12 protein-coding genes and 1 riboswitch are annotated in these 13522 nt (G+C 67.5%); of the genes, 6 read left to right on the top strand and 6 right to left on the bottom strand.

Features of this window, described 5'->3' with window-relative positions; all coding sequences use genetic code 11:
- Position 1: 1 nt before the first annotated feature.
- The 6 genes from AC4D2W_RS13685 to AC4D2W_RS13660 all read right to left on the bottom strand — a co-directional run bounded on the left by AC4D2W_RS13685 (position 2) and on the right by AC4D2W_RS13660 (position 5556).
- The gene (locus AC4D2W_RS13685) at positions 2–694 is read right to left on the bottom strand and encodes a pentapeptide repeat-containing protein (protein WP_490927482.1); all 693 of its coding nucleotides are present in this window, start codon (positions 692–694) and stop codon (positions 2–4) included.
- A 2-nt stretch (positions 695–696) separates the two neighbouring features.
- Positions 697–909 (bottom strand): PLD nuclease N-terminal domain-containing protein, encoded by a 213-nt coding sequence (locus AC4D2W_RS13680; RefSeq protein ID WP_490927481.1) that lies wholly within the window; start codon positions 907–909, stop codon positions 697–699.
- Positions 910–1025: 116 nt separating this feature from the next.
- Complete coding sequence (locus AC4D2W_RS13675) at positions 1026–2576, bottom strand: bifunctional hydroxymethylpyrimidine kinase/phosphomethylpyrimidine kinase (RefSeq protein WP_490927480.1); 1551 nt, start codon at positions 2574–2576, stop codon at positions 1026–1028.
- On the bottom strand, positions 2573–3268 hold the full coding sequence (gene thiE, locus AC4D2W_RS13670; protein WP_490927479.1) for a thiamine phosphate synthase: 696 nt from the start codon (positions 3266–3268) through the stop codon (positions 2573–2575). The genes AC4D2W_RS13675 and thiE overlap by 4 nt, the downstream gene beginning before the upstream one ends.
- Positions 3265–4083 (bottom strand): hydroxyethylthiazole kinase, encoded by an 819-nt coding sequence (gene thiM, locus AC4D2W_RS13665; protein ID WP_490927478.1) that lies wholly within the window; start codon positions 4081–4083, stop codon positions 3265–3267. Before thiM ends, thiE begins: the two co-directional genes overlap by 4 nt.
- A riboswitch (TPP riboswitch) is annotated at positions 4066–4155 on the bottom strand. (Overlaps the previous gene by 18 nt.)
- A gap of 87 nt (positions 4156–4242) precedes the next feature.
- Positions 4243–5556 carry a M20/M25/M40 family metallo-hydrolase gene (locus tag AC4D2W_RS13660; protein ID WP_490927477.1) on the bottom strand — a complete coding sequence of 438 codons (1314 nt, stop codon included), beginning with the start codon at positions 5554–5556 and terminating at the stop codon, positions 4243–4245.
- 343 nt (positions 5557–5899) lie between these two features.
- Here AC4D2W_RS13660 and AC4D2W_RS13655 point away from each other — a divergent pair, with 343 nt between their 5' ends.
- Genes AC4D2W_RS13655 through AC4D2W_RS13630 form a run of 6 tightly spaced genes read left to right on the top strand, consistent with a single transcriptional unit; the run spans position 5900 to position 13486 of the window.
- Complete coding sequence (locus AC4D2W_RS13655; protein ID WP_490927476.1) at positions 5900–7681, top strand: ABC transporter substrate-binding protein; 1782 nt, start codon at positions 5900–5902, stop codon at positions 7679–7681.
- Positions 7682–7683: 2 nt separating this feature from the next.
- Positions 7684–8724 (top strand): ABC transporter permease, encoded by a 1041-nt coding sequence (locus tag AC4D2W_RS13650; protein WP_490927475.1) that lies wholly within the window; start codon positions 7684–7686, stop codon positions 8722–8724.
- On the top strand, positions 8721–9677 hold the full coding sequence (locus tag AC4D2W_RS13645; protein ID WP_490927474.1) for an ABC transporter permease: 957 nt from the start codon (positions 8721–8723) through the stop codon (positions 9675–9677). Before AC4D2W_RS13650 ends, AC4D2W_RS13645 begins: the two co-directional genes overlap by 4 nt.
- Positions 9677–11395, top strand: coding sequence for a dipeptide ABC transporter ATP-binding protein (locus AC4D2W_RS13640; RefSeq protein ID WP_490927473.1), 1719 nt, complete (start codon positions 9677–9679; stop codon positions 11393–11395). The genes AC4D2W_RS13645 and AC4D2W_RS13640 overlap by 1 nt, the downstream gene beginning before the upstream one ends.
- Entirely contained in the window at positions 11392–12318 is a 927-nt protein-coding gene (locus tag AC4D2W_RS13635) for a S66 peptidase family protein (protein WP_490927472.1), read from the top strand. Before AC4D2W_RS13640 ends, AC4D2W_RS13635 begins: the two co-directional genes overlap by 4 nt.
- Before the next feature lies 1 nt (position 12319).
- Entirely contained in the window at positions 12320–13486 is a 1167-nt protein-coding gene (locus tag AC4D2W_RS13630) for a serine hydrolase domain-containing protein (protein ID WP_490927471.1), read from the top strand.
- The last annotated feature ends 36 nt before the right edge of the window (positions 13487–13522 follow it).

Here is a 13522-nt window from a genome sequence, read left to right as displayed (position 1 = left end):
CTCAGCCCTCCACGCGCAGGCCGAGGTTGGCCGCCAGCAGCGGCGCCAGCATCATCAGCTGCCCGTCATCCACGGTGGCTCCGCTCAGGCCCGGCAGGTGCGTGACGGACCGGAACTCGGTACTGCGCAGATCGACGTCCTGCAGCACTGCGCCGGAGAGGTTCAGGGCGCCGATGCGGCAGTCGCGGAACGCAACGCGGACGGCATGGACGCCGTCCAGGTCCAGTTCCTCGATGGTGCAGCCGGTGAAGAGGACGTCCGTGAGCCGGGAGCTGCGCAGGTTCACGTAGTCCAGCTTCCCGCCGTCCACATGGACCGAGTTCCAGCCGTTGTCATACAGCTCTGCGGAGCCGAGCCGGCTGCCTTCCAGGACCACGTCACGGAACGTCGCCCGCGGCGCGCGGAACACCGGTGCGTAGAGGCCGGCGGACCTGCACTCCAGGAACCGGGCGCCGCGCAGTCCGGTGTCCGTCATGGAGACCGCGCTGAACTCACATTCCAGGAAAGTGCTGCCCTGCAGATCGGTGCCGTCAAAGGAGACCCCGTCAAAGTGCAGCCCTTCAAAGGTGCCGGGGCTGTCCGGTGCCTGCGCCTCTTCCAGCCCGTCCAGGCGGACCGGGTCCAGTGCGGGGGCCCGGGTCTTTCCGGTGCTGGTCTTACCGGTTCCGGCCTTGCGGCGGGGTGCTGCTGCCACGCCTACTTGCGCCGGCCGAAGATGAAGTAGGACAGCGGGCCAATGAAGTTCACGGCGCAGGCAGCGGACCAGAGTGCGCGGGAGCCGCGGACCTCAGACGCGGGACGGCGCCAAATATCGGCCAGGGCCAGGCCGGCGAGTGCAAACTGCACGGTCGCGGAAACACCCACCATCTTCTTCTGCTGCGCGGTGAGGTCAGTGATTTTCTTGGCCATGGTGCTCTCGTTTCTGTTGTGATGCCGGTTTGGGGTGCCGCTTTGGGGTGCCGGGCGAAAGGTTTTTTGCGGGTACCCGGCGGAGACGTCCGCCTTCGCCCGCTCCGATGCCGTGGTTACGATTCTGCCGTGCCGGCGGCGAAAAACTCATACTCCCGGCGGGTTGATTCCCTGAACGCCTCGCAGATGACCGTCCGGGCGTCGGCCGCGCTGCGTTCAAGCAGGGTTTCCAGGATCCGCACCGCGGAAACCGTGGACTCCCTAAAGGCTTGGTCGTTGTAGGTGGCCAGCCACCGGGCGTACGGGTGGCCGGAATGACCGGCCTCCGAAAGTCGGGCGCCCACGTCCGCATAGATCCAAAAACACGGGAGGACGGCACCGACCAGCCGTTCGTATTCAAAGTTCCCGCGGCTGCGACCGGCACCGGCACCGCTCAGGCTCCCGAGCAGGTGCTCCACATATCCGCTCGTCACGGGTCCCGGCGGGATGACCTGCCCCGCCGTTCCCGTTTCGGGAAGCCACGAGGTGTGCAGGTCCATTTCCGTTGCCAGCGCATCGTGGGCCGCCTTGGCCCAGAAAATCTGTTCCGCGAGGTTGGGGGCCAGTTCGCTGGCCCGCGCGAGCGCCCGGGCGTAGCCGCGGAGGTACAGCGCGTCTTGGGTGAGGTAGGAATCGAAAAGACTCCGGTCCAGATCCCCGCTTCCCAGGTCCCGCACGAAATCCAGCCCGTCGATTTCCGCCCGTGCCGCAGCGGTTTGCTCCCACAGCGCGGCTGTGTGCGGCCCGGCCGGTTCCACCCCCGGCACCGGTTCCTGTACGGGTTCCTGCGGCCCGGCGGGCTCCAGTCCCCGCGCCCACATCCCGTGGAAGTGGTGCACCGGGCCGTGGCCGGCACCGACGTCGAGCTCATCCGCATACGCCAGGGCTTCCTGCAGCCAGTCCTTGGTCGCCGTCAACGCCAGGTCCCACCGGCCCGTCCGGGCGTAATACGTGGCCAGGGCCGCCGACATCGAACAGCCGGTGCCGTGCGTGTTGACGGTGTCCACCCGGGGTGCCCGCACCTGCAGCACCAGGGGATGTGCAGCCGCGGCATCCACCAGGGCATCGGGACAGCTGTCCCCCGCCAGGTGACCGCCCTTGACCAGGGCTTTGACTGCGTAGGCGGCGGAAAGCTGCTCTCCCTGTGCGAGTGCCCGCTCCCATGACTCAGCGACGGGCTCCTGCACGAGCACCGCCAGTTCGGGAAGATTCGGCGTCACCAGGTCCACCCGGTGCAACAGCTGCCGCAGTGCGGCCTCGGCTCCGGGATCCAGCAGCCGGTCACCGCTGGTGGCGATCATGACCGGATCCAGCACCACCGCAGGAACCTCCAGTGCCGCCAGCCAGTCGTCCACCGTCTGAATCACGTCCGCGCTTCCGAGCATGCCGATCTTTACGGCGTCGATGCCGACGTCGTCGCTCACGGCCTCCAGCTGTTCGCGCAGGAAGGCAGCGGGCGGGGTGTGCACGGACCGCACGCCCCGGGTGTTCTGGGCAACCAGGGCGGTCACTGCCGCCATGCCGTATCCACCCGTGGCCGCAATGGATTTCAGATCCGCCTGGATACCTGCACCGCCGGTGGGATCCGTTCCGGCGATGCTCAGGATCCGCGGAATCCGGGCCCTCATGCCGGGGCCCCCGCACGCCAGGCACGGACGAGTTCCGCTGCCGCCTGCCGCGGATCGGCTGCCCCGCAGATCGCCGAAACCACTGCCGCGCCCGTGGCACCGGCGGCCCGCAGCGCGCCGAGGTCTTCGCGGACAATCCCGCCGATGGCCACGACCGGCAGCGGGGTCCGGGCGGCAAAGTCGGCAAATCCGGCAACCCCCAGCGGCTCGGGGTGGTCCGGTTTGGTGCGGGTGGGGCGGATGACGCCGGCCCCGAGGTAATCCACGGTTCCCGGCGGCAGCGCCCGGAGGGCGTCCAGATGGCCGGGAGTGTTGGCGGTCAGCCCGACGACGGCGTCCGGGCCCACGAGGGTGCGCGCCAGCTCGGCGGGGAGGTCCGTTTGGCCCACGTGGACTCCGTGCACGCGTGCGCCGGCGGCCCGGGCCGCCAAATAGATGTCCACCCGGTCATCCACCAGCACGGTGGCGCGGTCTCCTGCGGCTTCGGCGACGGCGAGGACCAAAGCGTAGAACTCCGCCGCCGGAGCGTCCTTTTCCCGTACCTGGATCGTTTCCACCCCGCCGGCCACCGCGGCCCGGACGGTGTCGACGACGCCGCGCGGCCCGCACAGGGCGGTGTCCGTCACCAGGTAAATGCCGCTGGTGCGGATGCGCTCCCGGGACCGGGACATGTCAGCCGCGCCGGCGTTCATGCGCTTACCAGCCGCTGCATCAGGTCCTGCTCGTTAAGGGCGGCCAGGGCATCAAGGAATCCGACGGCGAAGCTTCCGGGTCCGGCCGAGGCCTCGGCGGCGGGTTCCGCAGCCACTGTGTACGCGGCGGTGGCAGCGGCAACCGCCGCCAGCGCTCCGCGGTCGTCAGCCACGGCGAGGAAGGCGGCCGTGACCGCCCCCAGCGCGCAGCCTCCGCCGGTCACCCGGGTCAGCAGGGCATCTCCGTTGCTGATCCGCAGCGTGCCGGTGCCGTCCGTGATTAGGTCCGTGGGTCCCGATACGGCGACCACGGAACCGTGTTTTTCCGCCAAGAGAACTGCTGCGGGCAGGGCGCTCTCGGGATCGTCGGTGGCGTCGACGCCGCGGCCGCCGGAGCCCAGTCCCGCCAGCGCAATGATCTCGGAGGCGTTGCCGCGGATAGCCGTTGGCCGCAGGGCCAGCAGTTCCGCCGCCAAAGCGGTGCGCACCGGAAGGCTGCCCACGGCCACCGGGTCCAGCACCCAGGGCGTGCCGGCGTCATTCGCGGCCGCGGCGGCCTCCAGCATCGCCCGGCGCTGTTCCTCGTGCGGAGTGCCCAGGTTGATCAGCACGCCGGAGGCCACCCGGGCGAACGGTCCTGCCTCTCCCGGAATGTCAGTCATGGCCGGCGCGGCACCCAGGGCCAGCAGAACGTTGGCGGTGAAGTTTGTTACCACGGCGTTGGTCAGGCACTGCACCAGCGGCGGTTCGGCGCGCAGGCGCGCCAGGAGCGTTGAAACGGTTAACGGTGTCAGGCGAATAGTCATCCGCGACATCCCTTCGCTAGTTCGAACTAGATCAGGTTCAACGGGTTTCATCTCAGCCTGTCGGCACCCCGTGTCACTGCAGAAGACTCTATGCCAGCCGGCCGGTGGAAGCACACCCCGCTGCGCTCCGCGTGCCGGAGGGGCCGGCCGGGTCCGGCGTGCAGCGGCTCAGACGCCGGTCAGGAAGTCCTGAAGGATCTGCTGGCCTCCCTGCACGGCGGCAACCGGAACCCGTTCATCCACTCCGTGGACGCCCTGGATGCTGCGCCCTTCCGGATCCGTGGCCAGGGGCGCAAACCCGTAGCAGTCGATTCCCAGCGGAGCAAAGGCCTTGGCATCCGTTCCGCCGCCCATGCACATGGGCACCACAACGGCCTTCGGATCGTGGCGGAGCAGTGCCCCGCGCATTGCCTCGAACCACGGGGAGTCGACCGGCGACTGCACCGGCGGCTGGTGCGAGAGGAAAGTGGTGGTAACTGCGTCCCCCAGCAGCTCCCGAACGGTGGCCAAGGTTTCCTCCTCGGTGCCGGGAAGGCAGCGGATGTCGACGTCGGCTTCCGCCACCCCGGGGATCACGTTCACCTTGTAGCCGGCCCGCAGCACCGTGGGGGTGGAGGAGCAGCGGACCGTCACGCCGGCCACCGTTCCGGCTTCGCCCATGGCGGCGATGGCAGCTTCCACGCCGGCATCCGAGCCCAGGTCGGCGGAGAATCCCAGTGCCGCCGTCGTCTCCTCGATGTACCGGCGGACCACCGGGGTGAGGACCAACGGCCAGGAATAGCTGCCCACGCGGTGGAGGGCATTGATGAGGTTCTGTACGGCGTTGACCGGAACGGGCCGGGATCCGTGGCCCGAAATGCCCTCCGCCCGGACCCTGATGTGGAGCGTGCCCCGCTCGCCTGCGGCAATGGGATAGAGCCGGACCTCAGAACCGTCCGCTGCCTCCAGAAGGGTGGCATGGCCTCCGGATTCCCCGATTGCGGCTTCCACCCCCGCGAAGAGTTCCGGATGCTCCGCGGCCAGCCAGAGAGCGCCGTAGTCGCCTTTGTCTTCCTCATCCGCCACAAAAGCCACCACGATGTCCCGCCTCGGACGGACCCCCTCCTCTGCCCAGTTCAGCAGCGTGGCCAGGGTCATGGCCACCATGTCCTTCATGTCTGCGGCGCCGCGGCCGTATATGTAACCGTCCCGGATAGTGCCGGCAAAAGGGTCCATGCTCCACTGCTCGGGCTCGGCCGGCACCACGTCCAGATGAGCGTGGACCAGCAGCCCGGGCAGGGAAGAATCCGTGCCCGGAACCCGCACCACCACCGAGCTGCGGTCCGGTTCCGGCCCCAGCAGCACGGCGTCGTAACCCGCCGTGGTCAGCAGGTTCAGGACGTATTCCGCCGCGCCCCGCTCCCCGTTGCTCTTGCCCTCGCCGAAGTTTGAGGTGTCGAAACGAATCAGTTCTGCACAGAGCCGGGCGGGGTCAACGGGCACGGACGCTCCTTTAGTTTTGGAGAAACGATAACGGTGACGCAGCTCTTTCCGAAAGTGTTTTGCAACAGTTGGTATATCCCTGTTAGTTACTTACACTGTCCCCACAGGGTGCACCAATGTGGTGCTGCTCACAGGGCGCAGGCCGTTTCGTCCGCAGTTTTTGCCGCCGGATCCCGCTATCGGTACAGGGCAGCGGGAAGCGCTTTGGGTACCTGTCACTCCACAGCTGGATGAAGGGGACGCTATGCAGTTCAGACAGAAAAACCCTGCCGCCGGGGGGCGCCCCCGGGGTTCCGGCCCTCTGCTGCGCCGCGCGGCAGCTGCCGGAATCCTCTGCGCCGCCATGACCGGTTCATTTGCCCTGACCACGGGTCCGGCCGCCGCGCCGGCAGCCTATGCGGCGGATGAATCCAGCGGTTCCACGCTGAAACTGGCCCTGACCGGCGACATCGACACGCTCAACCCGTTCCTCGCCATCCTCGCGACCAGTTCCAACATCCTGGCCCTGCAGTACCAGAACCTGGTGGCTTACGGCCCGGACCAGAACGAAGAGATTCCGGGCATGGCCGAAAGCTGGGAGACCTCCGAAGACGGCACCGTCTGGACGTTCAAGATCCCCGCGGACCGCAAATGGTCCGACGGCGAACCCATCACCGCCAATGACGCCGCCTGGACCTTCAGCGCCATCCAGAACAACGATGAGCTCAAGCAGGCCAACGGCGCCCTCCTGACCAGCGTGTCCCAGGTGGTGGCCGAGGATGACGAAACCCTGGTCATCACCCTCAGCGCGCCGCAGGCCTCCAACCCCGGCACCCAGCTGCCGATCATGCCTGAGCACATCTGGTCCGAGGTGGGCGATCCGGCTGCCTTCGAGAATGACAAGGATGCCGTTGGCTCCGGCCCGTTCACAGTGGTCAGTTATGACAAAGCCGCAGGGGTCACCATGAAGGCCAACCCCAACTACTGGCAGGGCAAGGCCAAAGTGGACGGCATCACCTGGGTCCCTTACAAGAACAGCGACGCCGCCGTGCAGGCCCTGAAGACCGGGGAAATCGACGTTGTCAGCGGACTGACCCCGGTCCAGTACAAGGCGCTGGAGAACCAGCCGGGCATCACCACCAACGCCGGAACCGGCCGCCGCTACCAGGCCATCGCCATCAACCCCGGCACCACCACGGTGGACAACGAAGTGCTCGGGGACGGTAATCCGGCGCTGCAGGATCCGGAACTGCGCCGGGCCATTGCCATGGGCATTGACAGCAACACCCTGCTGGAAAAGGTCCTGCAGGGCCTGGGCCAGGAGGCCACGGGCGAGATTCCCATGACCTATCCGCTCTATCACTGGGACACGGACGAGCTGCCCCTGGCCTACAACCCCGAGGAAGCCAACAAGGTCCTGGACGAGGCCGGTTACGCCATGGGCCCCGACGGCATCCGCCTGGACAAGGAGGGCAAGCCCCTCAAGCTCCGCCTGATGGGGCGCAACTCTGATCCCACGCACCAGCAGATGGCTGATTACATCGGTCCGTGGATGAAGGCCATCGGCATTGAGATCAACACCGAAATGAAGGCTCCGGCCCAGGTCAATGATGATTCGACCTTCGGCAACTTCGACATGTACTTCACCGGCTGGGGCATTGGCCCGGATCCGGACTATCAGCTGTCCATCAACCAGTGCAGCTCCCGTCCCAACGCGGACGGCACCGGCGCCACATCGGAGAACAGTCTCTGCGATCCGGAATTCGACAAGCTCTACCTCGCCCAGCACGCCGAACTGGACCAGGACAAGCGCAGCGAACTGGTCCAGCAGGCCCAGGAAATCATCTACAACTCCGCCGTCAACAAGGTGCTCTTCTACGCCAACAGCCTTGAGGCCTACCGCTCGGACAAGTGGGAACCGTTCACCACGCAGCCGTCGGAGGGCGGCGTGATCACCTCCCAGAACGGGCCGTGGGGCTACTACAGCGCCACCCCCATCGGTGCCGATGTTGCCGAAGCCGGCACCAGCGAGGAGAGCGGAACCAACACCGCCCTCATCGTCTCGATCGCCGTCGTCGTCATCCTGGGAATCGCCGTGATCGTCTTTATCCGCCGCCGCGGCAGCAGCGCGGAAGACCGCGCCTAGCCATGGCTGAAGCGCTCAGCGAGAGCGACGTCGTTCCCGCCCGCCTGGATATCGATGAACCGCGCCGGGGCTCCTCCTGGCTCTACTACATCGGTATGAAGGCGGGCGGGTCCGCCGTTTCCCTGATCATGGTCATTGTCCTGGGGTTCTTCGCCTTCCGGATCCTGCCCGGGGATCCGGTGCGTTCCCTGGCTGACGGACGCCAGGTGACTGCCGAACAGATGGACATCCTGCGCCGCCAGTACGGGCTGGACCAGCCGTTGCTGGGACAGTTCTGGCGTTACCTGACCGACCTGTTCCAGGGGAAGCTGGGTGATTCCTACACGTACAACCGGCCGGTCATGGAGCTCATCGGAGACCGCATCGGCCCCACCCTGCTCCTGACCGGCACCGCCGCCCTGCTGTCCGTTGTCCTGGGCCTGTGGCTGGGCCAGCGGGCGGCATGGCGGCGGGGATCGGCCTTCGACAAGACCCAAACCGGGCTGGCCCTGTTTTTCTGGTCCGTGCCCACCTTCTGGCTAGGGCTGCTGATGCTGCTGGTGTTCGCCGGCGGACTGCGCTGGTTCCCCACCGGCGGCATGGTCACGGCCGGCAGCACGGATACCGGCCTGGCAATGATCGTGGATGTGGGCCGGCACATGGTGCTTCCCGTGCTGACCATGGTTGCCGTGGTCTACGCCCAGTACCTGATGGTGATGCGGGCGTCGCTGCTCGAGGAAATGTCCGCTGACTACCTCGTCACAGCCAGGGCCAAGGGCCTGCGGGAAGACGACGTGCGGCGCCGGCATGCGGTCCCCAACGCCATGCTGCCCACCGTGACCCTGATCTTCCTGACGCTGGGCGGGCTGGTGGGCGGAGCAGTCACGGTCGAAACCGTGTTTTCCTGGCCGGGGCTGGGCTACCTCACCTTCCAGGCGCTGTCCGCCCCGGACTTCCCGCTGCTGCAGGGCACCTTCGTGGTCTTCTCCTCGATCGTGATCATCATGAACTTCTTTGCGGACATCGTGTACCGCATCATCGATCCCAGGTTGCGTGCCTCATGAGTGTCAAGGATCCACAAACCGTTCCCGCTCCGGATTCCCCGGTCCCCGCTGCCGGACCGGCGCGGGGCGGCCGGCGGAACGTGGCCGCCGCCAGGCGGGCGGCCCAGGCCAGGGAGACCTGGAAGGAATTCAGCCGCAACAAGGCCGGCGTCACGGGTCTTGTGATCCTGCTGGCCGTGATTGCCCTGGCCCTGCTGGCGCCCGTCCTGGCTCCGGCGTCCACGCTGGACGTCACGCAGCTGACCTCGCCGCAGAATGATCCGCCTTCCGCCGCCAATCCGCTGGGCACCGATCCCTCCGGACGAAGCGTCCTCGCCCTGCTGATCTGGGGAGCGCGGGTGTCCCTGCTCGTCGGTTTCTCCGCCACGGCGGTGTCCATGGTGATCGGTACCCTGATGGGCATGGCTGCCGGCCACTTCACCGGAGCCACGCAGGCTGTCCTGATGCGCGTCATCGACTTCTTCCTGGTGGTTCCCGGGCTCGTCCTGGCGATTGTCCTGTCCAGCATCATCGGCGCCGGCGTCGCCACCATTGTGGTGGCCATCGGGATTACTTCCTGGGCCAGCACGGCCCGCGTGGTGCGGGCGCAGACCCTGACCGTGGAATCCCGTCCCTACATTGAACGGTCGTGGGCCCTGGGCGCGTCGGACGCGCACATCATCAGCAAGCATGTCTTGCCGGCCGTGATGCCGCTGGTGCTGGCGAATACCACGCTGACCGTCGGATCCGCCATCATCGCCGAGTCCACCCTGTCCTTCCTGGGCCTGGGCGATCCCAGCAGCATCTCCTGGGGTTCCATGCTCAAGACTGCCCTGGACACCGGCGCCGCCACGGGCGGTTTCTGGTGGTACGTGCTGCCCCCGGGGCTGGCCATTGTGGTGGTGGTACTGTCCTTCACCCTGGTGGGACGCGCCGTCGAATCAGTCATCAATCCCACCCTGCGAGGACGCTAATGCCCAGGCTCGAATTCTCCGATGTACGGGTCACCTACACCACGCAGACGGACGAGGGCCCCAAGCCCATGGTCGCCGTCGACGGCGTGAATCTCACGGTGGAACCCGGTTCAACGGTGGGCCTGGCCGGAGAATCAGGCTGCGGCAAGTCCACCCTGGCCATGTCCGTCCTGCGCCTGCTGCCCTCCAACGCGAAAGTGGAGGGCAAGGTCCTGCTCGGCGGCCAGAGCGTTGCCGACCTCAGCTGGGGACGCCTGCGCGCGGTCCGCTGGACGGAGGCCTCCATTGTTTTCCAGGGCGCCATGCACTCCCTGAACCCGGTCCGCCGGGTTCAGGACCAGATTGCGGAGGCACTGATGATCCACGCCAAGGAGCTGAAGGGTTCCTACGGCACGGAGAAGCAGCGGCTGGCCCGGGTTGCCGAACTGCTTGAACTGGTGGACCTGCCTGCGGCAAAAGGTGCCTCCTACCCGCATGAACTTTCCGGCGGACAAAAGCAGCGGGTCATGATCGCGATGGCCCTGGCCTGCGAACCCGAACTGATTATTGCCGATGAGCCCACCACCGCGCTGGACGTGGTGGTGCAGGCGCAGGTCCTGAACGTGCTGACCGGACTGGTCCGCTCCCGCGGGCTCTCCCTGGTGATGATCAGCCACGATCTGTCCGTCCTGGCCGCCACCTGCGAGCGCATTGTGGTGATGCAGCGCGGAAAGATCGTGGAAGACGGTCCTTCCGCGGAGGTGATGCGCAATCCCCGGCACCCCCACACCCGGGCCCTGGCGGCAGCGTTTCCCCTGATTGGCGATCTGTCCTCGCGGCTGCGGCTGCCCAAGTACACCGCTCCGGATGCTCCCTCGGCCACGCAGGAGCAGCGGGCTGCCGGCGGAGCGGTGCGGGACCCGGAGGACGTGGTGCTGGAGGCCCGCAATCTGTCCGTCAGCTTTGCCGGCCGCGGCGCCGGCGCGGTCAGGGCCGTGGACAGCGTGAACCTGCGCTGCGGGCGGGGCGAGATCGTGGCCCTGGTGGGCCAGTCCGGTTCCGGCAAAACCACTCTGGCCCGGACCCTGCTGGGCCTGCAGAAACCCACGTCCGGCGAGGTACTGTTCGAAGGCAAACCGCTGGCCCACAACCGCAAGGCACTCAAGGCCTACCGGCGGTGCGTCCAATTCGTCCTGCAGGATCCCACCGCCGCACTGAACCCCAAGCACAGCGTCTACGAAGCGGTCGCCGAAGGACCCCGCCTGCACAAGATGCCCGGCGACGAGCGTGAACTCGTGGTGGAAGCCCTGCGGCGGGCCGAACTGTCCCCGCCTGATCGCTACCTCTCGGCCATCCCGCAGGAACTCTCCGGCGGCCAGCGCCAGCGCGTCGTCATCGCCGGAGCTTTGGCCCTGGATCCGGAGTTCCTGGTAGCCGATGAGCCCGTGGCCAGCCTGGACGCCTCCGTCCGGGCGGAAATCCTGGCCCTGCTCCTGCGCCTGCGCTGTGAACTCGGGCTCGGCGCCCTGGTCATCACCCACGATCTGGGCCTGGCCTGGAACATTGCCGACCGCGTGGTGGTCATGTACCAGGGCAAAATCGTGGAGGAGGGCCCCGTGGAACAGGTGCTGCTCCACCCGCGGCACGAATACACCCGCCGGCTGCTCAGCGTGGTCCCCACCAACAACGTGCCGGTTGATGCCGCAGAGCCGGAGGCACCGATCGGCAGCACCGCATGAACAGCGCAGCGGACTTCCCCGAACTCACCCCGCTGAAGCCCGGGGACCGCGTGGGTCTGGTGGCTGTCTCCGGGCCTCCCCTGCCGGACTCCCTGGCTGAGGCAATCACCGTCCTGCAGGGTTGGGGCCTGGTCCCGGTTCCCGGCAAGCATCTGCGGGACCGGCATCCCCGGGCTGAGTACCTGGCCGGAACGGATGCCAGCCGCGCCGCCGATCTGCAGGACGCATGGTGTGATGACTCGCTGGCCGCCGTCTTCGTGGTCCGCGGCGGCTACGGCGCCGTGCGCGTCCTGGACCTGCTCGACCCGGCGGCGCTGGCGGCCGCCCGGCCCAAAGCCCTGATTGGTTCCTCCGATGTGACGGCGCTGCACGAATACTGGGCCGAGCAGCTGGGACTTGCCACCTGGTTTACTCCCATGATTGCCACCAATGCCTTCCTTCGGGATGAACCTGCCCGCACCGGAGTGCACGAGGCACTCTTCACGTCCTTCTCCGGCCGCGTTTACACGTCGCCGTCGGCGGCAGCGCTGGTGCCGGGCACCGCCACCGGACGCCTGGTGGGCGGAAACCTCTCCCTGCTGGCCATGACCATGGGCGCCCGGGGGCAGGCCAAACCATCCAACGCCGGCTGCATCGGCCTGCTGGAGGACGTCACCGAAGAGGTCTTCAGGATTGACGGCATGCTGCAGACCCTCCTGCGGGCCGGCTGGTTTGAGGGTATGGCCGGGATTGCCCTGGGCTCCTGGAAGGACTGCGGCGACTATGCCCCCATCCGCGATCTCTGCCTTGAAGTCCTCGCTCCGCTGAATATCCCCCTGGTGGAGGAACTGGGTTTTGGGCACGGCGACGCCGCAGCCAGCCTGCCGCTGGGCGTCACCGCCACCCTGGAGGCGGGACCTGCCCCGCGGCTGGTCCTGAACTGACATGCCCCTTTCACCGGCGCAGGAGAGCGGCCTGCTTCACCGGCTCCGGCAACTGCTGGAGTCTGCCGCGGCAAACGGTGACACCCCCTCCGCTGTCTGCGCCGTCGCCGTCGACGGCAAGGCTCTGGCACCGGTGGCGGCGGGAGACAGCGTGCGGTACGGGAACGACGGCGGCCTGCTGGCTCCGCCAGCGCGCGTCGCCGCGGCGGCGGAAACCGTGTACGACCTCGCGTCCATTACCAAGATTTTCACCGCTCTGACCTGCCTGGTGCTGGTTCAGGAGGGTCTGCTGGACCTTGATGCCCCGGTTTCCCGCACGCTGGAGGCATACCGGGGGAACCCGGACCGGGAGGCACTCACACTCAGGCACCTGCTCACCCACACGTCCGGCCTGCCGCCCACCTGGTCCGGATGGCGCGGACGGCCCTTCCCCCAGGCTCCGCCCGGCGTCCGCAGTCCGCAACGCCGCGAGCTCCTCGATGATCTGCTGAACACCGGGCTTCTCCACCGCCCCGGCCGGTCCTTTGCTTATTCCTGCGTGGGATACAACACCGCCATGGCGGTGGCTGAAACCGCTGCCGGCACGCCCTGGCCGGACCTTCTCACTTCCAGGGTGCTGGATCCGCTGGGAATTCCGGACCTGACCTTCGCCCCCGATCCAGACCGCTGCGCCGCCACCGAATTCTGCCCGGAGCTGGGACGCGGCACCGTCCGCGGCCAGGTCCATGATGAAAGTGCCTTTGTTGTGGGCGGCGCCGCCGGAAACGCCGGCCTGTTCGGCACGGCGTCCGCACTGCTGGCCTTTGGAGAACGGCTGCGTGCGGGATTCCCGGAGCTGCTGCCTGAGGCGGCCGCGCAGGAGATGTGGACCAACCAGCTGCCGGCGCTTATGGGCCCGGCAGCTGCCGGTGCTGCTCAGGAGGCCAGCGGCTACGGACAGGGGCTGGGACTGCGGATAGGGCAGACCGGCTGGATGGGCCTGCCCGCCGCCCAGGCTCGGGGCCACAACGGGTTTACCGGCACGAGTCTGCTCACGGACCGGGACCGGCGGGTCACAGTGGTTCTCCTGACGAACCGGGTGCACCCAAGCCGGACGTCCTCGGACATCAGCCGCCTGCGCCCGTCGGTCAACGAAACCGTTTACGCGGCCCTTCCCTGCGATCCCTGAAGCACCCGACTTTTGAAACCTGAAGCCCGAAGCCTG

Source organism: Arthrobacter sp. TJ-58, from assembly GCF_058269295.1.
This window is presented reverse-complemented; position numbering and strand designations above follow the sequence as displayed.

Excerpts from the sequence above, each read along its gene's own strand:
- AC4D2W_RS13655 (WP_490927476.1), top strand. The coding sequence starts at position 5,900 with ATGACCGGTTCATTTGCCCTGACCACGGGTCCGGCCGCCGCGCCGGCA.
- AC4D2W_RS13645 (WP_490927474.1), top strand. The coding sequence starts at position 8,721 with ATGAGTGTCAAGGATCCACAAACCGTTCCCGCTCCGGATTCCCCGGTC.
- AC4D2W_RS13640 (WP_490927473.1), top strand. The coding sequence starts at position 9,677 with ATGCCCAGGCTCGAATTCTCCGATGTACGGGTCACCTACACCACGCAG.
- AC4D2W_RS13650 (WP_490927475.1), top strand. The coding sequence starts at position 7,684 with ATGGCTGAAGCGCTCAGCGAGAGCGACGTCGTTCCCGCCCGCCTGGAT.
- AC4D2W_RS13630 (WP_490927471.1), top strand. The coding sequence starts at position 12,320 with ATGCCCCTTTCACCGGCGCAGGAGAGCGGCCTGCTTCACCGGCTCCGG.
- thiE (WP_490927479.1), bottom strand. The coding sequence starts at position 3,268 with ATGAACGCCGGCGCGGCTGACATGTCCCGGTCCCGGGAGCGCATCCGC.
- AC4D2W_RS13680 (WP_490927481.1), bottom strand. The coding sequence starts at position 909 with ATGGCCAAGAAAATCACTGACCTCACCGCGCAGCAGAAGAAGATGGTG.
- AC4D2W_RS13635 (WP_490927472.1), top strand. The coding sequence starts at position 11,392 with ATGAACAGCGCAGCGGACTTCCCCGAACTCACCCCGCTGAAGCCCGGG.
- thiM (WP_490927478.1), bottom strand. The coding sequence starts at position 4,083 with ATGTCGCGGATGACTATTCGCCTGACACCGTTAACCGTTTCAACGCTC.
- AC4D2W_RS13675 (WP_490927480.1), bottom strand. The coding sequence starts at position 2,576 with ATGAGGGCCCGGATTCCGCGGATCCTGAGCATCGCCGGAACGGATCCC.